Source organism: Rhodococcus sp. BS-15 (genome assembly GCF_000813105.1).
Taxonomy (GTDB): Bacteria; Actinomycetota; Actinomycetes; order Mycobacteriales; family Mycobacteriaceae; genus Rhodococcoides.
Genome location: NZ_BAOX01000050.1, coordinates 1 through 23,439 on the forward strand (window position 1 = coordinate 1; position 23,439 = coordinate 23,439).

A 23,439-nucleotide genomic window follows, 5' to 3' on the forward strand; every position below is an offset into this window, starting at 1 on the left:
TCGCAGGTGGCCCGGCCCGACGGGGTGGCGTGCGGGGGCTCGTGGCACTGGCCGGTGCGAGCTCTGTGGCGAACGGGCTGCTCAAACCACTGTTCCCGCGGACTCGTCCCGATTCCGAGTCGGTTCCCGTCCTGCGTCAAGTACTGGCTCCGCCGGTGTCGTCGTCGTTTCCATCGGGGCATTCGGCGTCGGCGGCCGCGTTCGTCACCGCGGTGGCGATCGAATCCCCGGTGGCAGGCGTGCTGCTGGCACCCGTTGCGGCCGCGGTGTGCTACTCGAGGGTCCACGTCGGGGTGCATTGGCCGACCGACGTCATCGCCGGTGCGGCTCTGGGCTCGGCCATCGCGTTGTCCACCCGTCGCTGGTGGGCCGTGCGATCGGAAAAGCCTGCCGATCTGGGTTCCCTGGTAGAGATCGATCCGCTGCCCGGCGGCCGAGGGCTGCTGATACTCGTCAATCCGGGTTCGGGCGACGATTCGGAAGCGGTGCCCGACGCGATCTGTCGAGCACTTCCCGATGCCGATCTGTTCGTGCCGAATCCCGATCAGGACTTCGACGAGCAACTGGAACAGCGAATTCGGAGCACGTCCCCGCGTGCCCTCGGTGTGTGCGGTGGCGACGGAACGGTGGTCAGCGTTGCTGCATCGGCGGTGCGCAACGGATTACCGCTCGCAGCATTTCCGGGCGGCACCCTCAACCACTTCGCGCGCGACACCGGGTTGACCGTCGTGGAGGACACTGCTGCCGCCGTGGAAGCGGGCACCGCCGAACGGGTCGACATCGCCGAGGTGTCGGTCGACGGCCGCAACGTGTCGTTCGTCAACACCGCGACGTTCGGTGGCTACCCCGACTCGGTGCGGCTGCGTCAGAAGTTGCAACGCCGAATCGGTAAATGGCCGGCCGCCGCCATCGCGATGACGAGGGTCCTGGCAGCTGCGGAACCACTGAACATCAGGCTCGACGGCACCAGACATTCGGTGTGGATGCTGTTCGTCGGTAACGGCAATTACGCACCGGCCGATCAAGTTCCCATGTCTCGCAGCAGCATTCACACCGGAACGCTCGATGTTCGGTTTCTTCCGTCCGAGCCGAAGGCATCCAGAACCAGACTGCTGTGGGCAACGTTGACCGGCACCCTCGGCTCTTCGCCCGCGTACGTTCGCCGAGCGGTGAAGGAGTTGACCGTCGAGGTGGAGGGCTCCCCCGTTGCGCTCGCCGCCGACGGCGAAGTGGTGGGCGACGGAACGTGGTTCGAGTTCACCAGCGACAAGAACGGCCTCGTGCTCTACCGAAAGCGATAGCGCACGAGGCCGAACGAATGTCGGGACCACCGGTCAGGAAGGCGGTGCACCTTCGGTCTCGGTGACCGTCTCGACCGACGCAGTCGGCGTCGGCAGCATGTCCTCCAACGCAGCTCCGGCGATGCGTCGGAACGCTCGTCGCGGCCGCGCCTGGTCCAGCACTGCGACCTCGAGCGCCGAGACCTCGAGGACCTTCTTCTCCGGCTCACCGCCCGCAGGGGGCGGCGTCGCGGGACCTGCCGTGAGGGCGGCAACAGCAACCCGTACCGCCTCGGCCAGATCCAGGCCGGAACGATAGGTGTCCTTCAGCGCCGCCACGATCGGCTCGGTCGTGCCACCCATGACGACGAAATCCTGCTCGTCGACGATGGATCCGTCGTAGGTGATGCGGTAGAGCTGCGTCGCAATCGGCTCGTCCTGATGCGACACCTCCGCGACACAGATCTCGACCTCGTACGGCTTGAGCTGCTCGGTGAAGATCGTGCCGAGTGCTTGCGCGTACGTCTTGGCGAGCGAACGGCCGGTCACGTCGCGCCGATCGTAGGTGTATCCCTTGATATCGGCGTGCTGGATGCCGGCCTTGCGCAGGTTCTCGAACTCGTTGTACTTGCCCACGGCCGCGAAGCCGATCCGGTCGTAGAGTTCGCTCACCTTGTGCAACGCGGTCGAACGGTTCTCGGCCACGAAGAGGACCCCGTCCGCATACGTCAGCACGATGACGCTGCGGCCGCGGCCGATTCCCTTGCGCGCCAACTCCGAACGATCGCGCATGATCTGTTCGGCGGATGCGTAGTACGGCATCGTCATGGTGCGCTACCCCCTTCGCTCACTTGCTGACCGGCCCGGGTGTGATGCTCGGCACCGCCGGAATGCGCTGCACTCTCGGTCCGCTCCGCGAGGACGGACCGAGCGGCAGCCGAAATCCGCTCGTGCGCAACGTCGTCCGCCCCGACACTGGTGATGGCGACCGCCGTCGGGTAGATCCCGCGGGTGACGTCCGGACCACCGGTGGCCGAATCGTCGTCGGCGGCGTCGTACAGCGATTCCACCGCTGCACGAATCGCCTCCTCCTCGGTCATTCCGGGGCGATAGAGCTTCTTGAGCGCGGACTTGGCGAACAACGATCCTGACCCCACTGCGTGATAACCCGAACGCTCCTCGTATCGCCCGCCGACCACGTCGTAGGACACGATGCGTCCGGCTCGATCCGGATCCGAGATGTCGATGTCGAATCCGACCAGCAACGGGACGGCGGCAAGCCCCTGCATCGCGGCACCGAGATTGCTTCGCACCATCGACGACAACTTGTTGGCCTTGCCGTTGAACGTGAGCGGAACGCCTTCGATCTTCTCGTAATGCTCGAGTTCGACGGCGAAGAGCCGGACCAGCTCGATCGCGATGCCCGCCGTTCCGGCGATACCCGCGGCGGAGTAGTCGTCGGTGACGTAGACCTTCTGCATGTCGCGATTGGCGATCAGATTACCCTGCGTGGCTCGCCGGTCACCCGCGATCAGTACGCCGCCCGCGTAGGTCAGGGCGACGATCGTCGTCCCGTGCGGGGCGATGCCCGACTTGTCGGTGTGCGACGCCAGATCCGCCGCGATACCGCTCTCGGGCAACAGGTGGGGGGCGTGCCGACGAAGATAGTCGGAGAACGACGAGCTGCTCGACCCGAATGGGATCGCCGTTCCGTCGCCGGCCGACCGTGGGTCCGAACGATCCACCGTCACTGGCCGCCCTTCTGAACGTAGGCGCGGACGAAGTCCTCGGCGTTTTCCTCGAGCACGTCGTCGATCTCGTCGAGAAGGTCGTCGGTCTCCTCGGCCAGCTTCTCGCGTCGTTCCTGACCACCGGCTCCGGTGTCGCCTGGAACCTCATCGTCGTCGCCGCCGCCAGAGCGCCGTGTCTGCTCCTGTGCCATAGTCGCCGACCTCCTCCGTATATCGAGAAAACAGATCTACTGCACTCCCGCCGGTCGATCCGGGGTGCACCGTCGTGGATGTGCAAGTGCAACCGAACGTTCCGCCGAAAGTGCACGGACCTTTACCCTACCGACAGACCGACTCCGCCGGTTGGCAAGACACCGCGATTGGTCGCCACCGGTCTGTGGGTGCGTCAGGTGGTGAGCTGATCGACGAGCTCGGCGGCGCTGTCGACCGACTCGAGCAGTGCACCGACGTGCGATTTGGTGCCTCGGAGCGGCTCGAGGGTCGGGATGCGAACGAGGGAGTCGCCGCCGAGATCGAAGATGACCGAATCCCAGCTCGCCGCGGCGATGTCGGCCCCGAACTTGCGCAGACACTCGCCGCGGAAGTAGGCCCTCGTATCCTCCGGCGGCGTGCCGACGGCATCGAGTACCTGCTGCTCGGTGACCAGTCGATCCATCGACCCGCGAGCGACCAGCCGGTTGTACAGACCTTTGTCCAGCCGCACATCGGAGTACTGCAGGTCGACCAGATGCAGCCGCGGAGCCGACCACCCGAGCCCTTCCCGCTGGCGGAAGCCTTCGAGCAGGCGCAGTTTCGCGGGCCAGTCCAGCAAATGGGCGCACTCCATCGGATCGCGTTCGAGAAGGTCGAGAACCATGGCCCACTTGTCGAGCACGTCCAGTGCGCGCGCATCGTCACTGCCCTCGGCAGCCACGAACTTGGCAACGCGCTGGTGGTAGATCCGCTGCAGCGCAAGCCCGGTCAGTTCGCGGCCGTCGGCGAGAGCGACGGCCTTGCGCAGCGTCGGATCATGGCTGATCTGATGGACCGCGGTCACCGGCCTGGCCAACTGCAGATCGGACAGGTCGACCCCGGCTTCGATGATGTCGAGCACGAGCGCTGTCGTGCCGACCTTGAGGTAGGTCGACATCTCGGCGAGATTCGCGTCGCCGATGATGCAGTGCAGGCGGCGGTACTTGTCCGCGTCCGCGTGTGGTTCGTCGCGTGTGTTGATGATGCCGCGCTTGAGAGTGGTCTCGAGGCCCACCTCCACTTCGATGTAGTCCGCCCGCTGCGAGAGCTGGAAGCCTGCTTCGTCACCGGACTGGCCGATTCCGACGCGTCCCGACCCGGTGATGACCTGCCTCGAGGCGAAGAACGGCGACAGACCGGCGACGACCGCCGAGAACGGCGTCTCGCGCGACATCAGGTAGTTCTCGTGGGTGCCGTACGACGCACCCTTACCGTCGACGTTGTTCTTGTACAGCTGGAGGCGCGGCGCTCCCGGGACGCTCGACGCGTGGCGGGCGGCAGCTTCCATCACTCGCTCGCCTGCTTTGTCCCAGATCACTGCATCCAGCGGGTCACGTACCTCCGGAGCCGAGTACTCGGGGTGAGCGTGATCGACGTACAGGCGAGCACCGTTGGTGAGAATCATGTTGGCTGCGCCGATCTCGTCGGCGTCGATCACCGGGGCGGGGCCGCTGAAGCGTCCGAGGTCGAAGCCACGGGCATCACGCAGCGGCGACTCGACCTCGTAGTCCCAGCGCGTGCGCTTGCGCGGGGCACCCCTGCAGCCGCCGCGTAGGCCAACACTGCCTGGGTCGACGTCAGGATCGGATTGGCGGTGGGTTCGGTGGGCGAAGAAATGCCGTACTCGACCTCGATACCGATGATGCGCTGCATGAGTCGAGCCTAGACGGCACCCGGACACAGATCGGGGCGCGCCCTGTGCGGACGCGCCCCGATACTGCTCTGTGCCGGATCTACAGGTACTGGCCGGTGTTGGCCTCGGTGTCGATCGCCCGGCTCGCGCTGGCGTTCTTGCCGGTGACCAGCGTGCGGATGTAGACGATCCGCTCGCCCTTCTTGCCGGAGATTCGAGCCCAGTCGTCCGGGTTCGTGGTGTTCGGCAGGTCTTCGTTCTCGGCGAACTCGTCGACGATGGAGTCGAAGAGGTGCTGAATTCGCAGACCGCCGTTGCCGGTTTCGAGTACCGATTTGATGGCGTACTTCTTCGCGCGGTCGACGATGTTCTGGATCATGGCACCGGAGTTGAAGTCCTTGAAGTACAGAACTTCCTTGTCTCCGTTGGCATACGTCACCTCGAGGAAGCGGTTGTCGTCGCTTTCGGCGTACATGCGCTCGACGACGCGGTCGATCATCCTCGGATGCACGCAGCGCGGTCGCCACCGAACTCTGCGACATCGTCGGCGTTGACCGGCAGCGAATCGGTCAGGTACTTGGAGAAGATGTCCTGTGCCGATTCGGCGTCGGGCCGCTCGATCTTGATCTTCACATCCAGGCGACCGGGCCGCAGGATCGCGGGGTCGATCATGTCCTCACGGTTGGAGGCACCGATCACGATCACGTTCTCGAGCCCCTCCACGCCGTCGATCTCCGCGAGCAGCTGCGGCACGACCGTCGTCTCGACGTCGGACGAGACGCCCGAACCACGGGTGCGGAAGATCGAATCCATCTCGTCGAAGAACACGATGACCGGGGTGCCCTCGGACGCCTTCTCCCGTGCGCGCTGGAAGATCATCCGGATGTGACGCTCTGTCTCGCCGACGAACTTGTTGAGCAGTTCGGGGCCCTTGATGTTGAGGAAGAACGACTTCGCTTCCTTGGCGTCCTGCCCGCGGGCCTCGGCGATCTTCTTGGCCAACGAGTTGGCAACCGCTTTGGCGATCAACGTCTTTCCGCAACCGGGAGGGCCGTAGAGCAGCACACCCTTGGGCGGACGCAGGGAGTACTCGCGAAACAGATCCTTGTGCAGGAACGGCAGTTCGACGGCGTCGCGAATCTGCTCGATCTGTCGACCGAGACCACCGATGTCCTCGTATCCGACGTCCGGCACCTCTTCGAGGACCAGGTCCTCCACCTCGGCCTTGGGGACACGCTCGAAGGCGTAGCCGGCCTTGGTGTCGACGAGCAGGGAATCGCCGGGGCGGAGTTTGCGGGACGGTTCGTCCGGGTCGATGGGGCCCTCGTCGTTGACCATGTCGATCAACGGCTTGGCCAGCCACACGACTCGCTCCTCGTCGGCGTGACCGACGACGAGTGCCCTCGATCCGTCGCCCAGAAGCTCACGCAGAGTGCTGATTTCGCCGACCTGGTCGAAGGTGCAGGCCTCGACGATGGTCAACGCTTCGTTCAGTCGCACCGTCTGTCCCGGTGCGAGTGAGTCGGCCTCGATGTTGGGTGAACACGTCAGCCTCATCTTGCGTCCGGAGGTGAACACGTCGACCGTTCCGTCGTCGAAGACGCTCAGCAGAACGCCGTAGCCGCTCGGTGGTTGGCCGAGGCGGTCCACTTCCTCGCGGAGTGCGATGAGCTGTTGCCTGGCCTCTTTGAGGGTGTCCATCAACTTGGCATTGCGGAGCGCCAGCGAATCGACGCGACCTTCGAGTTCACGTACCTGCTCGGGGGACTCCCCCAATTGACGGCGCAGTGAAGCAGCTTCGGCTCGCACGGCGTCCAGTTCGGCTCTGGCCGCGGCCACATCCGGATTGTCTGTTGAGCTCATGAGCGACTCCTCCCAGTGACGATCTATCAACGCTACCGGCACCGGCCCGAATGTGCGGACCGACACCACGATCGGGACGGAGAAGCAGAGTGTCTCGACCGCACCCGAGCGTCGGTCGAGTTCATGTTAGCCTCACCTGACAAAGCAGCGGACCGACCACGGAATCAGGGGCTTCACCAGTGAAGATGCGCAATTTCTCGGTAGGTGTCGCGCTCGCGGCAGCGGTGATTTCGGTAGCCGGATGCAGCTCGGCCGACGAATCCGATCAAACCGATCACAATTCGACGTCAGCCGCCGAGAGCAGCGCCCCGGCAACCGATGCACCCGCCGTCGCGCCCCCGACATCCGATGAACTCGAAGCATCTCTGCTGCAACTGGTGGCCCCGAACGTCGACGCAGCGACGAAGGCGGCCTCGGTCGAGAACGGGCAGGCACGCCTGACCAACCTCGCCACGATGACCGCGGCTCTGGCGAACTACGGGGCGATCACGTTCGAGGTTGCCGAACCGACGGTCGAGGGCGAGACATCCACAGCCGACGTCGCGATCGCCACTCCTCGGGGAACGGCAGCTCCGTCCCCTCAGACCTGGGTGCTGATCGACGGCGAGTGGAAGCTCTCCGATGCCAGCACCTGCCAGATCCTCGCGATGGGACAGGCTCCCTGCGCCTAGGCCGAGAGGTCAGCCCTTGCCGGATCGACGCTGCGGCTTCGGCGTGACGGTGCCCTCGGCGAGGCGTCGGACACTGACGAGGAATGCCGTGTGCCCCTGCATCCGATGCTCGGGACGAACTGCCAGTCCGACGACGTGCCACCCGCGCACCATCGACTCCCACGAACGGGGTTCGGTCCAGCACTCCTGCGCGCGAAGGGCTTCGACGACCTTGGACAACTGCGTCACCGTAGCGACGTAGACCAGCAGCACGCCGCCGGGAACGAGAGCCTTCGATACCGAAGGCAGAGCGTCCCAGGGCGCGAGCATGTCGAGGACGACCCGGTCGACCTGCTCACCGGGACGATCGACACCGAACCGATCCACGTCGGCCACGGTCAGGTGCCAATTGGACGGCCGCTCTCCGAAGAATGTCTCGACGTTCTTGATCGCGTAGTCGGCATGGTCCTGGCGGATCTCGTAGGAGATGACCGTTCCTGCGGTACCGACGGCACGCAGCAGCGAGCACGTCAGAGCGCCCGATCCGGCACCGGCCTCGAGTACGCGCGCCCCGGGGAACATGTCGCCCTCGTGCACGATCTGGGCTGCGTCCTTGGGGTAGATGACCTGAGCGCCACGCGGCATCGACAGCACGTAGTCGGTCAGCAGCGGCCGAAGCGCGAGGTAGGGGGTGCCGTTGACGGACGTGACCACGCTGCCCTCGTCGGCACCGAGCAGTTTGTCGTGGGTGATTCCGCCCCGATGGGTGTGGAACTCCTTGCCCGCCTCGAGAACCACCGTGTAGTGGCGGCCCTTCCCGTCGGTGAGCTGGACTCGATCCCCTACGCGGAACGGTCCGCTGCGGGCGGGTCCGGTCGGTACCGGCTCGGCCGGTATGCCGTCGTCGGTCGTCAGAGCTTCGTCCAGTTCGATCTCGTCGACGGTCGCGGTGACCACCTCGTCCGCACTGGGAACGTCCGCGCTGGGAACCGGGGCGTCGACGATCGCGTCGACCTCGGGCCCGTCGGTCGTCGACGCGGACGCGGAATCACCGAAGGACACAGCATCACCGGACGGCACAGCGGAACCTGCTTTCGTTGCTCTGTTCGACGCCCGACCTGTTCGGTCCGACACCTGGGACGACTCGACGTGCCAGACTACGGCCTTGACCGAAGATGTCGGACCAACGGCATAGGGTCGCAGTCGTGAGTATTTCCGTGTCGACGCCCATCGACTTGCCTCTACTCGATCCCGGCGACAGTGCGCACCAGTCGCCGTCGATGTCCGGCTCCCGCAGTACACCGGCGTTGTCGCCTTCGCGCGCAGGTGATTTCAAGCAGTGCCCGCTCCTCTATCGCCTTCGAGCCGTCGACCGAATTCCCGAGGTCTCCACCGAAGCTCAGGTGAAGGGAACTGTGGTGCATGCCGCATTGGAGGCCCTGTACGCGTTGCCCGCACAGGATCGTGTGCCGACCACTGCACGAGAGCTTGTCGATCCGGCGTGGGAACGAGTGGTCGCGCGGTCGCCCGACATCGAGACTCTGGTTCCGGTGGACGAAAGGCCGGCGTTTCTCGACCGGGCTCGTGCGCTGGTCGCCGGCTATTACGAACTGGAAGACCCCACCCGGTTCGAGCCCGAATCCTGCGAACAGCGAGTGGAGGTGGTGCTGGACGACGGTACGCCGCTGCGCGGGTTCATCGATCGGATCGACGTTGCACCGAACGGGATGATCCGTGTCGTCGACTACAAGACGGGCCGGGCGCCGCGGGAGTTCACCGAGTCCAAGGCGCTGTTCCAGATGAAGTTCTATGCCCTGATGATCATGCGGATGCGTGGAGTCGTTCCGGCGCAACTGAAGTTGATGTATCTCTCCGACAAACAGGAGCTGACCTACACCCCCGACGAGGGCGAACTGCGCAGGTTCGAGCGCATGCTCTCGGCGATCTGGAAAGCGATTCTGGCCGCAGGCGAGACCGGCGATTTCCGCGCCAAACGGGGTGCGTTGTGCAAGTGGTGCGATCACCAGGCGCTGTGTCCGGAGTTCGGTGGTACTCCCCCGCCGTATCCGGGGTGGCCCAGGCCGCTGCCGAACCGGTGGGAGCCGAGCTGTGACGGTTCCGAACGCCTTCTTCGTTCCCGCCGGTGTCGGCAGTGAGGGCCATGAGAGGGTCACCGCGACCGAGCACACCGTCAGCCTGTGGGCACCGACGATGCAGCACGGGGCCCCGCCGTCGGCGCTGTTGGTCCGTGCGCTCGAACGAGTGGACGCCAGGGAGGACACCCGCATCAGTCGCGTGGCCGTCGACATCCTCGGGCCGGTTCCGGTCGGGGACATCGAGATCCGAGCGTGGACGGAGCGTCCCGGCACCAATATCGAGCTCGTCGTGGCGGAACTCTGGGCGGACGGCACCTCGGGAACTGCGCGGGCGGTGGCCCGCGGCAGCGCATGGCGTATGCGCACCACGCCGACCGACGACGTTGCGCACTCGGGCGATCCGGTGATGCGACCGGTGAGCGACGGTGTCGACTACACGTTCGGCGGCACCTGGTCGTCGGGTTATCTCGACGCCGTCGAGTTCAAGATTCTCACCGGGCTCGGTGCCGATGGGCCGGGTGAGATCTGGGCCAGGCCAATACCTGCTCTCGTGCAGGGTGAATCGATGACATCCCTGGAAAGACTCTTCTCGATTGCGGACATCGCGAACGGAATCGGAGCGAAACTCCCGATCGACGAATGGACGTTCTTGAACACCGACCTGACCGTGCACGTGTTCCGAGTGCCGCAGGGCGAATGGATCGGGGTGTCGGCCGAGACCTCCACCGGGCCGGACGGTATCGCGATGTGTGCGGGCACACTCAGCGACGAACTGGGACCGGTCGGGCGCATCGCTCAGACGGTGCTGGTTCGGCGTCGCAGCTGACGAGTCAGGGCAGGAGTGGAGCCTGCGGAACGACCAGTCAGGGCAGGAGTGGAGCCTGCGGAACGACCAGTCAGGGCAGGAGTGGAGCCTGCGGAACGACCAGTCAGGGTGTAGTCGGTCGAGGTGTGTTGGCCTTGACGACGGTGCCCTGGGCGACTGCGACGACGCGTTCCTTCTCTCCGTCGATCGAGTGAACGGTGCAGTGGCAGACGGCCTGGCTGCGTGTGATTGACACGGCGTGTGCGCGGGCGATCAGGTACTCGCCCTTTGCGGGCCTCGCAAAATCGACGGTGCACTGCGATGTCACCGCGTCCCCGCCGAGTGCGACTCCACCGGCGAAGGTCACGGCGTTGTCGGCGAGGTAGCTGATGACGCCGCCGTGCACGAAACCGTGTTGCTGCTGCAACTCGGGCCTGTTTCGGAGCCGGACTTCGACGTGACCTCCGGCCGTCGAGATCAGTTCGGCACCGAGCAACCGAGTGAACGGCTGCGCGTCGAACACGGCCCGCGCCAGACGGGCGAGTCCCTGGTCGGAAGTATCGGATGTCATGCGCCCCCCCAGACGGCCGGAACGGACTCAGAACGCCCGGCAGGACCTGATGTCGGAGGCGAGGATCGCCTTGGCGCCCAACTCGGCGAGCTGATCCATGACGTTGTTGTGCACCTTGCGAGAAACCATGGCGCGCACGGCAACCCAATTGTCGTCGACCATCGGGGCGAGGGTCGGTGATTCGATTCCAGGGGTGATCTTCACGGCCTCGTCGAGGATCGACTTTGGGCAGTCGTAATCGAGCATCAGGTACTGCTGTGCGAAGACGACGCCCTGCACGCGGGCGATGAGTTGCTTGCGTGCGGAGTCGGTGCCCGGTGTGCCTGCTCGTTCGATCAACACACCCTCCGAATCGCAGAGGGATTCGCCGAAGGCCACGAGGTTGTTCTGACGCAGCGAGCGTCCCGACTCCACGACGTCGGCGATCGCGTCGGCGACCCCGAGCTGGATGGAGATCTCGACTGCACCGTCGAGGCGAATGACCGTTGCTTCGAGTCCTCTGGCGGCCAGATCCTTGCGCACCAGGTTGGGATAGGACGTGGCGATGCGCAGTCCGCCCAGGTCCTCGGGTGCCCACTGCTTGCCCGCGGGTGCGGCGTAGCGGAAGGTCGATCGACCGAATCCGAGTGCCAGCCGTTCCTCGACCGCGGCACCCGAATCGAGAGCCAGGTCGCGTCCGGTGATGCCCAGATCCAATTGACCGGATCCGACGTAGATCGCGATGTCCTTGGGACGCAGAAAGAAGAACTCGACGCCGTTCGCCGGGTCGAGAACCGTCAGGTCCTTGGAATCGCTTCGGCGTCGGTAGCCGGCTTCACTGAGAATTTCGGCGGCGGACTCGGAGAGAGCGCCCTTGTTGGGTACGGCTACGCGCAGCATGGAGTCTTCCTTGTTCGACGAGTTCGTGAGTGACATGCGGATCGAACTCACAGATGCTTGTAGACGTCCTCGAGTTCGAGGCCTCTGCCCACCATCATCACCTGTACCCAGTAGAGGAGCTGTGAGATCTCCTCGGCGAGCGCCTCGTCGCTCTCGTGCTCGGCAGCGATCCACACTTCACCGGCTTCTTCGAGAACCTTCTTGCCCTGGAAATGAACTCCCGCGTCCAACGCTGCGACGGTGCCCGAACCCTCGGGACGGGTCTTCGAGCGGTCGGTGAGCTCGGCGAACAGCGAATCGAAAGTCTTCACGGCTGGTTATTCTTTCACGTCGTCGCTCGGGTACACGAATACGGTCGAGATCAGGGTGTTCGGCCTGACCAAGCCCGCCGGACGTCGTCGGCAGTCAGGCCGAGCAGACCGTCACGGATGGTGTAGCCCGGAGCTTGTGCCACCGCGATCTCCGAGGGAACGACCAGTACCGGACAGCCCGCCGTGTGGGCAGAGAGCGATCCGGTGGGCGAATCCTCCACCGCAAGGCACGACGCGGCGTCGAGTCCGAGCAACGCAGCACCGCGTAGGTACGGAGCCGGGTGCGGTTTGCCTGCCTCGACCTCGTCGCCGGTGACCGTGATGTCGAAGTACTCGCGCCCCAGGGTGTCCAGAGCCCGCTCGACCAGACCCCGCTCGGTGTTGGTGACCAGCCCGGTGGACAGGCCCATCTCGCGCACGAGCGCAAGAGCGTCCTTGGCACCGGGCCGCCACGGAATCCCCTCGGCGAACAGGTCTCCGACGCGGGCCGTCAGCCATTCGCGCCCCTCGGACAGATGCTCGTCGGTGACCGCGACGGAGGCGTTGGCCAGCACCTTGCTCAGTGCGTCCCGCATGGAGTTGCCGAGGGTGCTCTCGCGCACCTCGGTACTGAGCTCCGTTCCCAGCGTGCGGGAGTACTCACCGATAGCGACGTCCCAGATCTTCTCCGAGTCGAGCAGTGTGCCGTCCATGTCCCACAGGACACCGTGCAGGTGGGTGCTAGACATTGAAGTACTTGGCCTCCGGGTGATGAAGTACGAACGCATCGGTCGACTGTTCGGGGTGTAGCTGCAGTTCCTCGGAGAGCTTCACGCCGATTCGCTCGGGCTCGAGGAGCGCGGCGAGCTTGATGCGGTCCTCGAGATCGGGGCATGCTCCGTAGCCGAACGAGTAACGCGCACCGCGGTATTCGAGCTTGAAGAAGCCCTCGGCCTCGGTGGGATCCTCCGAGGCAACGGACTTTCCGTCGGACAGCTTCAGCTCCTCGCGCACCCGGCGATGCCAGTACTCGGCCAAGGCCTCGGTGAGCTGGACGCCGATTCCGTGAACCTCGAGGTAGTCGCGGTACGAGTCGGCGGCGAACAGTTCGTTCGCGAAGTCGGCAATGGGCTGGCCCATCGTCACCAGGTTCATCGGCAGAACATCGACCTTGCCCGATTCCCGTGCAGCCGAACGCGATCGAACGAAGTCTGCAACACAGAGGAATCGATCACGGTGCTGCCGCGGGAACGTGAATCGGAACCGTTCGGGCGCATCGGGTTCCGGTTCGGTGAGCACCACGACGTCGTCACCCTCGGACACCGCCGGGAAGTACCCGTACACCAACGCCGCGTGCGCGAGGATGCCGTCGGTGCTCAACCGATCCAGCCAATACCGCAGGCGCGGTTTGCCTTCCGATTCCACCAGATCCTCGTACGTGGCACCTTCACCCTTCCGGGCGCCGCGCAGACCCCACTGCCCCAGGAACAGAGCCCGCTCGTCGAGCAGCCCCGAGTACTCCGACAGTGACACGCCCTTGACGATGCGCGTGCCCCAGAAGGGTGGCACCGGGATGTCGATGTCGGCAGCGACATCGGATCGCTCGGGCACGACCACCGGTGCTTCGGCGGCCTTGCGCTTCTCGGCGATGCGCTTGGAGCGTTCGTGGCGTTCCTTGCGCTCGGCCGTCTTGGCCTTCGCGGCGAGCGCCTCGGGGCTGTCCGGAGCCGGTCCGCCGCCACGCTTGGTGGTCATGATGGTGTCCATCAACCGAAGGCCCTCGAATGCGTCACGCGCATAGTGCACGTCGCCCTCGTAGACGTCCTGCAGATCGTTCTCGACATACGACCGCGTCAGCGCCGCTCCGCCCAGCAGAACCGGGAATTGCTCGGCGACACCCCGCGAGTTGAGTTCGATCAGGTTGTCCTTCATGACCACCGTGGATTTCACCAACAGCCCGGACATGCCGATCACATCGGCGCGCTTGTCGATCGCAGCTTCGAGAATGGTCGAAATCGGTTGCTTGATACCGAGATTGACCACCTCGTAGCCGTTGTTGCTCAGGATGATGTCGACGAGGTTCTTGCCGATGTCGTGCACGTCGCCCTTGACGGTACCGAGCACGATGCGGCCCTTGCCGTCGTCGTCGGTCGCCTCCATGTGCGGCTCGAGGTACGCCACAGCAGCTTTCATCACCTCGGCGGAGGCGAGCACGAACGGCAGCTGCATCTGGCCGGAGCCGAACAGCTCGCCCACGGTCTTCATACCCGAGAGCAGAGTTTCGTTGATGATCTCGAGCGGCGGCTTCTCGGTCATCGCGGTGTCGAGATCGGCGTCGAGGCCGTTGCGTTCACCGTCGACGATGCGCCGTTCGAGTCGCTCGAACAGCGGCAATCGGCCGAGTTCTTCGGCGCGGGATTCACGAGCGGAGGCCGCGGAGACACCCTCGAAGAGCTGCATGAGCTTCTGCAGCGGGTCGTAGCCCTCGCTGCGGCGGTCGTACACCAGGTCGAGGGCAGTCTCGCGCTGCTCGTCGGGAATCTTGTTCATCGGCAGGATCTTCGACGCGTGCACGATGGCGGTGTCGAGACCGGCCTGTGTGCACTCGTGCAGGAACACCGAGTTCAGCACCTGGCGTGCAGCGGGATTGAGGCCGAACGAGATGTTCGACAGCCCGAGGGTGGTGTGCACCTTCGGGTATTTCTCCTTGAGCTGCCGGATCGCCTCGATGGTCTCGATGCCGTCGCGTCTCACCTCTTCCTGGCCGGTCGAGATCGGGAAGGTGAGGGTGTCGACGATGATGTCCTCGTGGCGCAGGCCCCAGTTCTCGGTGATGTCGGTGATCAACCGGTCTGCGACACGCACCTTCCACTCGGCCGTACGTGCCTGTCCCTCTTCGTCGATGGTCAGAGCAACGACAGCGGCGCCGTGCTCCTTGACCAGACGCATGATCTTCTGGAACCGCGAGTCGGGCCCGTCGCCGTCCTCGTAGTTGACCGAGTTGACCGCGCTGCGGCCACCGAGGTGTTCCAACCCTGCTTCGAGAACGGCGGGTTCGGTGGAGTCGAGCATGATCGGCAGGGTCGACGCGGTCGCCAGGCGGCTCGCCAATGCCGCCATGTCTGCGGCACCGTCGCGGCCGACGTAGTCGACGTTGAGATCGAGCATGTGCGCACCGTCGCGCGTCTGATCCTTGGCGATGTCGAGGCACTTCTCGTAGTCCTCGGCGAGCATCGCGTCGCGAAATGCCTTGGATCCGTTGGAGTTTGTGCGCTCACCGATCATCAGGATGCTGGCATCCTGCTCGAACGGAACGGCGGTGTAGAGCGAGGAGACGCCCGGCTCGGGAGCCGGCCGACGTTCGAGTTTCGTTGCCCCGTGGACCATGTCGGCAACCTGGCGGATGTGCTCGGGCGTGGTACCGCAGCAACCTCCGACCAGAGCCAGCCCGTACTCGTTGACGAAACCGCTCAGAGCCTCGGCCAGTTCGGGGGCGGTCAGTGGGTACTCGGCACCTTTCGCGCCGAGTGTCGGCAGGCCGGCGTTGGGCATGACCGACACGGGAAGGCGTGAATGCTTGGACAGATGGCGCAGGTGCTCGCTCATCTCGGCCGGGCCGGTCGCACAGTTGAGCCCGATCATGTCGATGCCGAGGGGTTCGAGTGCGGTCAGTGCGGCACCGATCTCGCTACCGACGAGCATCGCGCCCGTCGTCTCGACCGTGACGTGGGTGATGATCGGGATGCGCACACCGAGCTTGTCCATCGCATGCTGACTGCCGATGATCGCGGCCTTGACCTGCAGCAGATCCTGCAGGTCTCGACCAGGATGGCGTCGGCACCGCCGTCGATCATGCCGAGGGCGGCTTCGGTGTATGCGTCGCGCAGCCGGGCGAACGGGGCGTGTCCGAGAGTGGGGAGCTTGGTGCCCGGGCCCATCGAGCCCAGCACGTAGCGGCCCATTCCATCGCGGCCGGGGCCCATCTCGTCGGCGGTCTCGCGCGCGAGACGGGTGCCCTTCTCCGCAAGTTCACGGATGCGGTCCTCGATGTCGTAATCGGCGAGGTTGGGCAGATTGCAACCGAAGGTGTTGGTCTCGACGGCGTCCGCACCGGCCGCGAAGTACTCGCGGTGGATCTCCCGCAGGACATCCGGCCGGGTGTCGTTGAGGATTTCGTTGCAACCTTCGAGACCGAGAAAGTCGTCGAGAGTCAGCTCGGCGTCCTGGAGCATCGTGCCCATCGCGCCGTCGCCGATGACAACGCGACGTGAAATCGCATCGAGCAGACTGGGCTTGTGTTCAGCGGGCATCACTACAGAGTAGTGGGCACCGAAGTTACGACGGGTCGTAGGCTGTCGTGGTGAGTCCCCGAAACCTCGATGGCCAGTCCCCGATCGACGACGGTACCGAAAATACGGACATTTCAGGTTCCGGATCGGATGTGCCTCTCGATGCTGCATTGATCGAGGCCGTCCACGACGCTGTGGCCAACGCCACAGACCTCGACGGTCTGGATGATCTCGACGACGACATTCCCGAGTTGCGCTCCCCGATCCTGGTGGCTGCCTTCGAGGGCTGGAACGACGCAGGCGATGCGGCCAGCGGCGCGATCGAACATCTGGAGCTGATCTGGGACGCCAGCCCGCTGGCCGAATTGGACTCCGAGGACTACTACGACTACCAGGTCAACCGCCCGACGGTCCGCCAGGTGGACGGAGTCACTCGCGAGATCGAGTGGCCGTCGACGCGGCTGTCGGTGTGTTCGCCTCCCGGCAGCTCACGCGATGTGGTGTTGCTGCGCGGCATCGAGCCGAACATGCGCTGGCGCAGTTTCTGCGACGACCTGCTCGAATTCGTCGAACAGCTCGGCGTCGAAACCGTGGTCATCCTGGGAGCGCTGCTGGCCGACACTCCGCACACCAGGCCCGTTCCGGTGACCGGCACCGCCTACAGCACCGAGTCGGCCGAACAGTTCAACCTCGAACAGACCCGGTACGAGGGACCGACCGGGATCACCGGTGTTCTGCAGGACGAGTGCGTCAAGGCCGGGGTGCCCGCGGTCTCTTTCTGGGCAGCTGTTCCCCACTACGTCTCTCAGCCGCCCAACCCCAAGGCCACCGTGGCGCTGCTGCAGCGGGTCGAGGACGTGCTCGACATCGAGGTACCGCTCGGCGAACTGCCCACCCAGGCCGAGGAATGGGAAGAGGCGGTGACCGAGATGACGAAGGAAGACGAGGAGATCAGCGAATACGTCCGCAGCCTCGAGGAGCGCGGCGACGCCGAGGTGGACATGTCCGACGCAATCGCCAAGATCGACGGCGACGCCATCGCGGCCGAGTTCGAGAAGTACCTGAGGCGACGCGGTCCGGGCAACTTCGGGCTCTGACCGACCGCACACGAGGGACCGGCAGCCGGTGAGGTCTTTCTGATCCCGACGTAACGTCACCGCAGCGGTGACGTCACCCCGACCCCGCAACCTCGTGGGTATGGCCAGCACACCGCGATTTCTGCAAGGCATCTTCTCCTTCACCGGGCACGGTCTGGACAAGCCCGAGCTGATCGATCCCAGCCTGAGCTTCGTCGTCCCCGAGGGTGCGACGGCTCAGCCGCTGTATTTTCGCGGCGGAAACTCGAGCGACGAGCTGGTGGTCGTGACCTTGCTGCGCGACGGCAGCCCGATGCGCATGTTTCCGATGGGTGCCAAGAGCGGAGTGAACATTCCGCTGCGGGTGGTCGAGGACGTGGATCCGGACACGGTGCTCGAACTGGTGATTGCCGCCCCTGCCGGAACCAGCGGAGAGGTCGTCGTCGATTTCGGTCTGGTGCTGATCTGATGACCGCGGCCAAGCAGCGACTGCTTGTGGTCGGTAACGGGATGGCCGGTGCCAGGGCGGTCGAGGAGATCATCAAACGGGACGGCAGTTCGCTGTTCGAGATCACCATGATCGGCGACGAGCCGTACGGCAACTACAACCGAATCATGCTCTCGCACGTGTTGTCCGGCGAGGCCACCGTCGACGACGAGGATCTGATCCTCAATCCGATGAGCTGGTACAGCGAGAACGGCGTCACACTGCACGCCGGGGACCGCGCGGTCTCGCTCGACCGGTTCTCCAAGACCGTCGTCTGCGAAAGCGGTCGGTCCGTCGACTACGACGTGCTGATCATCGCCACCGGCAGCAACACGTTCTTCCCCAACATGGACGGTCTGCGCGAGTCCGACGGCAGGCTGGCGCGCGGCGTGTTCGGCTTCCGCACCATCGCCGACACCAATGGGATGCTGCAGATGGCGCAGTCCCGTGACGACGTCTCGGCCGTCGTCATCGGTGGCGGACTCCTCGGCCTCGAAGCCGCGTACGGCTTGCGCACGCAGGGCCTGGAAGTGAACGTGGTGCACTCCCCCGGCCACCTGATGAATCAGCAGCTCGACGAGCGCGGCGGACGCGTGCTGCGCAACAAGATCGAGTCCCTCGGCGTCGGCGTACACACCTCCAAGCGGACCACCTCGGTGGTGCGCTCCGAGGACGGCGTCGTCACCGGCGTTGGGTTCAACGACGGCACCTCGCTCGACGCGGACATGGTAGTGGTCACCGCGGGCATTCGTCCCAGTGTCGATTTCGCTCGTGCGGGCGGGCTGGTGATCGAACGCGGAATCGTCGTCGACGACCAATTGCGTTGCGAGGACGAGGGTTCCATCTATGCCGTCGGTGAATGCTGCCAGCATCGCGGCGAGGTCTACGGCCTCGTCGCGCCGCTGTGGGAGCAGGCCGTCGTGCTGGCCGACGTGCTCACCGGTGCCGACCCCACTGCGGCGTACCACGGTTCGCGGCTGACCACCAAGCTCAAGGTCGCCGGTGTTGACGTCGCCTCGATGGGGATCACCGCCCCCGAACGCGACGACGACGAATTCGTCCAGTTCTACGAACCGCGCAGTGGCACGTACAAGTCGGTGATCGTGCGCAATAACAAACTCGTTGGTGCCACCCTGCTGGGCGACATCTCCAAGGCCAACTTCCTGACTCAGGCTTTCGACGAGAAAGTGCCGTTGCCCGAGGAGCGCATCAGCATGCTCTTCGACATGGGAACTCCCTCTGCCGCAACAGGAGCCGCCGAGCTGGCCGACGACGTCCAGGTGTGCAACTGCAACGGCGTCACCAAAGGTGCCATCGTGGCCTGCGTGCATGCGGGTGCCAAGAACCTCGGCGACGTGACCGCGAAGACTCGGGCGGGCAAAGGGTGCGGATCGTGCAAGGGCCTGGTCAAGGACATCATCGCGTGCGCAGCGGGCGGTGCCGTCGAGGCCGATCCCACAGCGGACTGGTACGTCCCCTGCATCCCCATGACCAAGCCGGAACTGATCGACGCCATCCGCGCGCAGGATCTTCGGGCGGTGTCTGCGGTGTTCGCGGCGCTGGCGACCGGCGGAGCGGAGGATGCCGCCGCCAAGATGCCGTTGGCGTCGTTGCTGCGGACGGTGTGGGGCCCGGACTGGGTGGACGAGCGCGGCGCGCTGTTCATCAACGACCGCGTCCACGCCAACATCCAGCGGGACGGCACGTTCTCGGTGGTGCCGCAGATGAAGGGTGGCGTCACCACCCCCGATCAATTGCGCAAGATCGCCGACGTCGCAGACAAGTACCACGTACCCCTGGTCAAGGTCACCGGCGGACAACGTATCGACCTTCTCGGCATCAAGAAGGAGGACCTGCCGAAGGTGTGGGGCGATCTGGACATGCCCTCGGGCTTCGCCTACGGCAAGAGCATGCGCACGGTGAAGACCTGCGTGGGCAGCGATTTCTGTCGCTTCGGCCTCGGCGACTCGACGGCTCTGGGCATCGCCATGGAGGAGCGGTTCCAGGGCCTGGAGACTCCGGCGAAGTTGAAACTCGCGGTCGCGGGCTGCCCGCGCAACTGCTCGGAGGCACTGTGCAAGGACTTCGGCGTCGTCTCGGTGGGCGAAGGCAAATGGGAGATCTACGTCGGCGGCGCGGCAGGCGCACACATCCGCAAGGGCGATCTACTGGCCACCGTGACGGGGGCCGAGGAGGTTCTGACCGTGGCAGGCAGATTCATCCAGCATTACCGCGAGAACGCTCAGTGGCTCGAGCGAACGTACGCATGGGTTCCGCGCGTCGGCCTGGAGGAACTGCAGAGCGTGCTGATCGACGACCGCGATGGCATCGTCGCCGGATTGGACGAGCGCATGCAGGCATCGGTGGACGGATACATCGACCCCTGGCAGGATCGCGCGGCACCGAAGTCACCCGCCCAGTTCACCCCGTCGCTGCCCCTGCTTCCGCTCCCTCAGGTGCCGGTCCGATGAGCGTGCCGGTCGGGGCCGTGGAGGATCTGACACCCGGCGAGGGACGCGCCTACGTGGTGGACGGCAAGCAAGTTGCGGTGTTTCTGCTCAGCGACGGCTCGGTGCGGGCGATGGACGCCGTGTGCCCCCACAAGGGCGGGCCCCTGGCAGACGGTCAGATCGACGGATCCATCGTCGTCTGCCCGCTGCATCAGTACACGTTCTCGCTCGACGACGGCACCTGCCCCAGCGGCATCGACCCGGTGCGCACCTACCCCGCCGCCGTGGTGGACGGAAAAGTGACCGTGGAGATCTGACACCTTCGCGGTGGCTCAGCTGTGTCGATTGCCGATAATCACCAAGTGAGTCACAATGTGAAACATGGATGTGAAACGTTTGCCTGTGACGCTCGACAGCGATGACCAAGCCGAGGTGGCCGTGTTCTCCGACCCGAATCGCGCCGAGTCCGTCGTCCTCCGTGCGTGGGCGCAACAGAATCACATTGCGGTCCGCGACAATTCCGAGTCCGGAATCGTCCGTGCATTGCTACGCGCCGGTGCGGAGTCACTTCGAGAGAAGGCGCTCGAGGCGGGCTACGCAGAGCTCGCCAAAGATCAGGCCGACGGGCTCGACGAGCAACGCGCGCGGCGAAACCGCTACGTCGAGCAGGTCGACCGGGCCTACGGCGAATGACGGCCGCAGTTCGCGGGCAAATCTACTGGTGCGACCTGGGGCACGGTGAAAAGCCGTGGGTCGTGGTCTCCAACAACGTCCGCAACCGCAACCTGAACACTGTACTTGCGGCGCGGGTGACCACAACGCCGAAACATGGCATCCCGACAGCCGTCACTCTCGGGAGTTCGGAACCACTCGTCGGATCGATTCTCGCCGATGACCTCGTCCAGCTTTTCGACGACGAGATCGCCGCGAGCAGGCCTGCCGGTGCGCTCTCCCCTGCCACTGTGCTCGAACTGAACAAGGCGCTTGCGGTCGCCCTCGGGCTTCCCTGAACGACGAGACAGTACGAGCACGGTTGAACGACTGAGGCACCTACCTCCGGGTCGTTCCGCAGGCTCCACTCCTACCGCCAGGGTCATTCCGCAGGCTCCACTCCTACCCCCTACCCTGTTCCAGTGAGCGAATCAGGCGAGGACGCGCGGCAGGGAGTCGTGAACGCGTTCGTGGAGGAAGATCGTCTCGGTCTCTTCTCGTTCGCCGTTGCCGAGAAGCGATCCGAGTACCTGGCCGTTCTTCGGGCATTCGACACCGCACGAGCCAACTACGTCGTCCTGCTGCACTCCGGAGACGTGGCCGACCTCATCGCACGCAGCCCAGGTCGGCACGACGCCCTGACCACCCTCGACATCGCACCTCTGCTCGATCAGCTCCACGCCTGGGGCCTGCTCGAACGCAGCTACGACGCACCCGCGCCGCAACCCTCGCCGAATATCGCAACCGTCACTTCGTCTACCAGTTCGGCCAAGCCGGCTACAAGGCCTACCGTGCGGTCGAAGACGTGCTCGGGGCCCGCCTGGACGACGCCGCGCTGTCGCGGCTGGTGCTCCCCGAGCTGTTGGCGGATATGCACGAGCTGGCCGAGGCGAACCGTCAGGCCGACGGCGATCGCATCTACCGCAAGCTCAGCCGACTCGATTCGACGCTGTCGGAGATGGCGACCCGCGCCGCCCACTTCTATCTGGTGCTCGGTGACCTCGTGCGCACCACCGAGATCACGCCGGAGTCGTTTCTGGTCCACAAGGACGCCCTGCTGACACACATGCGTGAATTCAGCTCCGATCTGACCCGCTACGCACCGAAGCTCGCCGAGGCGATAGCACTCGTCGAGAGCACCGGGATCGAGGAACTCGTCGAGCGAGCCGCGATCAGCGACGAACGAGTCTTCCTCACCGTGGACGAACGCCGCGCCGACTGGACCGATCGATGGGCCGGCCTCTCGCACTGGTTCGTCTCGGCCGAGTCCGAACTCAGCGAGTCCGAGCGACTCCGTGAGGGCACGATGAGCGCGATCGCCGCCGTGCTGTCGCTGCTGCGCCGCGTCACCGAAACCCGCAAGGGCGGAGTGAGCCGGGAGAGCCAATTGCGCCACCTGGCCGGTTGGTTCGCCGCCGCACCCACCGAAGACAGCGCGCACGCCCTGTTCCATGCCGTGTTGGGCCTCGGCAGACCACGGCATCTGTCGATGGTGCATCCCGACGCCGACATCATCTCCACGTCCCGATCGTGGTGGGAGGCACCGCCGGTCGAGATCTCGCGAACCCTGGCCGAGACCGGACGCACCCCCACCCCCGGTGTTCCGGGACGGGTGCAGCGCAACGACGGTGGCATTCGACGCCTTCGGGAGCAGCAACTCGAATCGCAGCGATCACGCAGCGCCGCAGCGCAATCGCTCGCCTCGGCCGGAATCCACGACCGCATTCTCGACGAGCAGGAAACCGAGGTGCTGTTGAGCTTGCTGAATGCTGCGTTGACCGCGCGAGTGCGCGTGAGCGGGCGTACCTCCGACTCATCGGGATCCGACAGCGGCGTGCGCCTGACACTGAGCGACAGCGACCGTTCGACGATCGTGCAGACCAGCAGAGGCCGATTGCATCTGGATCGCCTCGCGCTCGAAGTCAGCGAGGTGGCACGCCGATGAGAGCTCGCGAGATCTCCACCCTCGCACTGGATTCCTACCAGCGGGCCGCCCGGGTCGCGCTGTCGAATCACCTGGTGACCACCACGTACCCCGATCGGATCGCGCTGCCACTGCTGCGTAGATGGGCGACCGAGTTGCGCGAGGACCTGCTCGAACTGTTCGGGTATCGCCTCGAGGTCACCGAGACGACCGCGCGTCTGTTCCCGGTGATCGACGCACTGGACGACAGCCAACCCGCGCGAACGTCCACCGACCGAATCTTCGACCGCCGCAGATACGCGTACCTGGCGTTGGCGCTCGCGGCACTCGGCCGGGCGGGGAACCAGATCACTCTGTCCGAACTCGCCGATCACGTTGCGGCCGAGGCGAGTCAGGTCGACGGTGTCGAGCTGACGACCGACCGCGCAAGTGACCGAGACGCGTTCGTCGACG

19 protein-coding genes and 4 pseudogenes are annotated in these 23,439 nt (G+C 65.2%); 12 read left to right on the top strand and 11 right to left on the bottom strand.

Features of this window, described 5'->3' with window-relative positions:
• A partial coding sequence (locus RHBS_RS08820) for a bifunctional phosphatase PAP2/diacylglycerol kinase family protein (protein ID WP_237669117.1) occupies window positions 1–1,301 on the top strand: 1,301 nt, incomplete at its 5' end.
• Window positions 1,302–1,334: 33 nt separating this feature from the next.
• Here RHBS_RS08820 and prcA read toward each other — a convergent pair.
• The 5 genes and pseudogenes from prcA to arc form a co-directional block, all read right to left on the bottom strand.
• Complete coding sequence (gene prcA / locus RHBS_RS08825; RefSeq protein WP_128645372.1) at window positions 1,335–2,108, bottom strand: proteasome subunit alpha; 774 nt, start codon at window positions 2,106–2,108, stop codon at window positions 1,335–1,337.
• Window positions 2,105–3,031 carry a proteasome subunit beta gene (gene prcB, locus RHBS_RS08830; RefSeq protein ID WP_128645373.1) on the bottom strand — a complete coding sequence of 309 codons (927 nt, stop codon included), beginning with the start codon at window positions 3,029–3,031 and terminating at the stop codon, window positions 2,105–2,107. The genes prcA and prcB overlap by 4 nt, the downstream gene beginning before the upstream one ends.
• Window positions 3,028–3,222, bottom strand: coding sequence for a ubiquitin-like protein Pup (locus tag RHBS_RS08835; protein WP_008716348.1), 195 nt, complete (start codon window positions 3,220–3,222; stop codon window positions 3,028–3,030). The genes prcB and RHBS_RS08835 overlap by 4 nt, the downstream gene beginning before the upstream one ends.
• A gap of 194 nt (window positions 3,223–3,416) precedes the next feature.
• A pseudogene (gene dop, locus RHBS_RS08840) lies at window positions 3,417–4,915 on the bottom strand (depupylase/deamidase Dop).
• An 80-nt stretch (window positions 4,916–4,995) separates the two neighbouring features.
• Window positions 4,996–6,758, bottom strand: a pseudogene (arc, locus tag RHBS_RS08845) (proteasome ATPase).
• A gap of 185 nt (window positions 6,759–6,943) precedes the next feature.
• Between arc and RHBS_RS08850 the strand changes: the two are divergent.
• Window positions 6,944–7,429: a hypothetical protein gene (locus tag RHBS_RS08850; protein ID WP_128645382.1), complete on the top strand. Its 486-nt coding sequence runs from the start codon at window positions 6,944–6,946 to the stop codon at window positions 7,427–7,429.
• Window positions 7,430–7,438: 9 nt separating this feature from the next.
• On the opposite strand, the gene RHBS_RS08855 is transcribed toward RHBS_RS08850, so the two are convergent.
• Entirely contained in the window at window positions 7,439–8,305 is an 867-nt protein-coding gene (locus RHBS_RS08855) for a tRNA (adenine-N1)-methyltransferase (protein WP_128645383.1), read from the bottom strand.
• 383 nt (window positions 8,306–8,688) lie between these two features.
• Here RHBS_RS08855 and RHBS_RS08860 point away from each other — a divergent pair, with 383 nt between their 5' ends.
• Together RHBS_RS08860 and RHBS_RS08865 are read left to right on the top strand one after the other, a co-directional pair.
• Window positions 8,689–9,564, top strand: coding sequence for a RecB family exonuclease (locus RHBS_RS08860; RefSeq protein ID WP_237669118.1), 876 nt, complete (start codon window positions 8,689–8,691; stop codon window positions 9,562–9,564).
• On the top strand, window positions 9,518–10,330 hold the full coding sequence (locus RHBS_RS08865; RefSeq protein ID WP_121869874.1) for a thioesterase family protein: 813 nt from the start codon (window positions 9,518–9,520) through the stop codon (window positions 10,328–10,330). Before RHBS_RS08860 ends, RHBS_RS08865 begins: the two co-directional genes overlap by 47 nt.
• 103 nt (window positions 10,331–10,433) lie before the next feature.
• Here RHBS_RS08865 and RHBS_RS08870 read toward each other — a convergent pair whose 3' ends face one another.
• The 5 genes and pseudogenes from RHBS_RS08870 to metH form a co-directional block, all read right to left on the bottom strand.
• The gene (locus RHBS_RS08870; RefSeq protein ID WP_128645375.1) at window positions 10,434–10,880 is read right to left on the bottom strand and encodes a PaaI family thioesterase; all 447 of its coding nucleotides are present in this window, start codon (window positions 10,878–10,880) and stop codon (window positions 10,434–10,436) included.
• Window positions 10,881–10,907: 27 nt separating this feature from the next.
• Entirely contained in the window at window positions 10,908–11,759 is an 852-nt protein-coding gene (gene hisG, locus RHBS_RS08875; RefSeq protein WP_121872413.1) for an ATP phosphoribosyltransferase, read from the bottom strand.
• Window positions 11,760–11,806: 47 nt separating this feature from the next.
• Window positions 11,807–12,070, bottom strand: coding sequence for a phosphoribosyl-ATP diphosphatase (locus RHBS_RS08880; protein ID WP_032398466.1), 264 nt, complete (start codon window positions 12,068–12,070; stop codon window positions 11,807–11,809).
• Between the two features lie 50 nt (window positions 12,071–12,120).
• On the bottom strand, window positions 12,121–12,798 hold the full coding sequence (locus RHBS_RS08885; RefSeq protein ID WP_128645376.1) for an HAD family phosphatase: 678 nt from the start codon (window positions 12,796–12,798) through the stop codon (window positions 12,121–12,123).
• Window positions 12,791–16,359, bottom strand: a pseudogene (gene metH, locus RHBS_RS08890) (methionine synthase). Before metH ends, RHBS_RS08885 begins: the two are co-directional and overlap by 8 nt.
• Window positions 16,360–16,532: 173 nt before the next feature.
• On the opposite strand from metH, the gene RHBS_RS08895 reads away from it, so the two are divergent.
• From RHBS_RS08895 to RHBS_RS08930, 8 genes and pseudogenes are all read left to right on the top strand, one after another.
• Complete coding sequence (locus tag RHBS_RS08895; RefSeq protein ID WP_128645384.1) at window positions 16,533–17,435, top strand: PAC2 family protein; 903 nt, start codon at window positions 16,533–16,535, stop codon at window positions 17,433–17,435.
• Window positions 17,436–17,535: 100 nt separating this feature from the next.
• The gene (locus tag RHBS_RS08900) at window positions 17,536–17,883 is read left to right on the top strand and encodes a molybdopterin oxidoreductase (protein ID WP_121869878.1); all 348 of its coding nucleotides are present in this window, start codon (window positions 17,536–17,538) and stop codon (window positions 17,881–17,883) included.
• Complete coding sequence (gene nirB / locus RHBS_RS08905; protein ID WP_128645377.1) at window positions 17,883–20,372, top strand: nitrite reductase large subunit NirB; 2,490 nt, start codon at window positions 17,883–17,885, stop codon at window positions 20,370–20,372. Before RHBS_RS08900 ends, nirB begins: the two co-directional genes overlap by 1 nt.
• Window positions 20,369–20,668: a Rieske 2Fe-2S domain-containing protein gene (locus RHBS_RS08910; protein WP_121869880.1), complete on the top strand. Its 300-nt coding sequence runs from the start codon at window positions 20,369–20,371 to the stop codon at window positions 20,666–20,668. The genes nirB and RHBS_RS08910 overlap by 4 nt, the downstream gene beginning before the upstream one ends.
• Before the next feature lie 85 nt (window positions 20,669–20,753).
• Window positions 20,754–21,044 (top strand): hypothetical protein, encoded by a 291-nt coding sequence (locus tag RHBS_RS08915; RefSeq protein WP_128645378.1) that lies wholly within the window; start codon window positions 20,754–20,756, stop codon window positions 21,042–21,044.
• Window positions 21,041–21,361 carry a type II toxin-antitoxin system PemK/MazF family toxin gene (locus RHBS_RS08920; RefSeq protein WP_128645379.1) on the top strand — a complete coding sequence of 107 codons (321 nt, stop codon included), beginning with the start codon at window positions 21,041–21,043 and terminating at the stop codon, window positions 21,359–21,361. Before RHBS_RS08915 ends, RHBS_RS08920 begins: the two co-directional genes overlap by 4 nt.
• A gap of 171 nt (window positions 21,362–21,532) precedes the next feature.
• Window positions 21,533–23,007, top strand: a pseudogene (locus tag RHBS_RS08925) (TIGR02677 family protein).
• A partial coding sequence (locus RHBS_RS08930) for a DUF2398 family protein (protein WP_128645380.1) occupies window positions 23,004–23,439 on the top strand: 436 nt, incomplete at its 3' end. The pseudogene RHBS_RS08925 and the gene RHBS_RS08930, both read left to right, overlap by 4 nt.

Bases quoted from the DNA above. Each gene is read 5' to 3' on its own strand.
- prcA (WP_128645372.1), bottom strand. From the start codon at position 2,108: ATGACGATGCCGTACTACGCATCCGCCGAACAGATCATGCGCGATCGT.
- RHBS_RS08835 (WP_008716348.1), bottom strand. From the start codon at position 3,222: ATGGCACAGGAGCAGACACGGCGCTCTGGCGGCGGCGACGACGATGAG.
- RHBS_RS08850 (WP_128645382.1), top strand. From the start codon at position 6,944: ATGCGCAATTTCTCGGTAGGTGTCGCGCTCGCGGCAGCGGTGATTTCG.
- RHBS_RS08860 (WP_237669118.1), top strand. From the start codon at position 8,689: ATGTCCGGCTCCCGCAGTACACCGGCGTTGTCGCCTTCGCGCGCAGGT.
- RHBS_RS08870 (WP_128645375.1), bottom strand. From the start codon at position 10,880: ATGACATCCGATACTTCCGACCAGGGACTCGCCCGTCTGGCGCGGGCC.
- hisG (WP_121872413.1), bottom strand. From the start codon at position 11,759: ATGCTGCGCGTAGCCGTACCCAACAAGGGCGCTCTCTCCGAGTCCGCC.
- RHBS_RS08885 (WP_128645376.1), bottom strand. From the start codon at position 12,798: ATGTCTAGCACCCACCTGCACGGTGTCCTGTGGGACATGGACGGCACA.
- RHBS_RS08900 (WP_121869878.1), top strand. From the start codon at position 17,536: ATGGCCAGCACACCGCGATTTCTGCAAGGCATCTTCTCCTTCACCGGG.
- nirB (WP_128645377.1), top strand. From the start codon at position 17,883: ATGACCGCGGCCAAGCAGCGACTGCTTGTGGTCGGTAACGGGATGGCC.
- RHBS_RS08910 (WP_121869880.1), top strand. From the start codon at position 20,369: ATGAGCGTGCCGGTCGGGGCCGTGGAGGATCTGACACCCGGCGAGGGA.
- RHBS_RS08920 (WP_128645379.1), top strand. From the start codon at position 21,041: ATGACGGCCGCAGTTCGCGGGCAAATCTACTGGTGCGACCTGGGGCAC.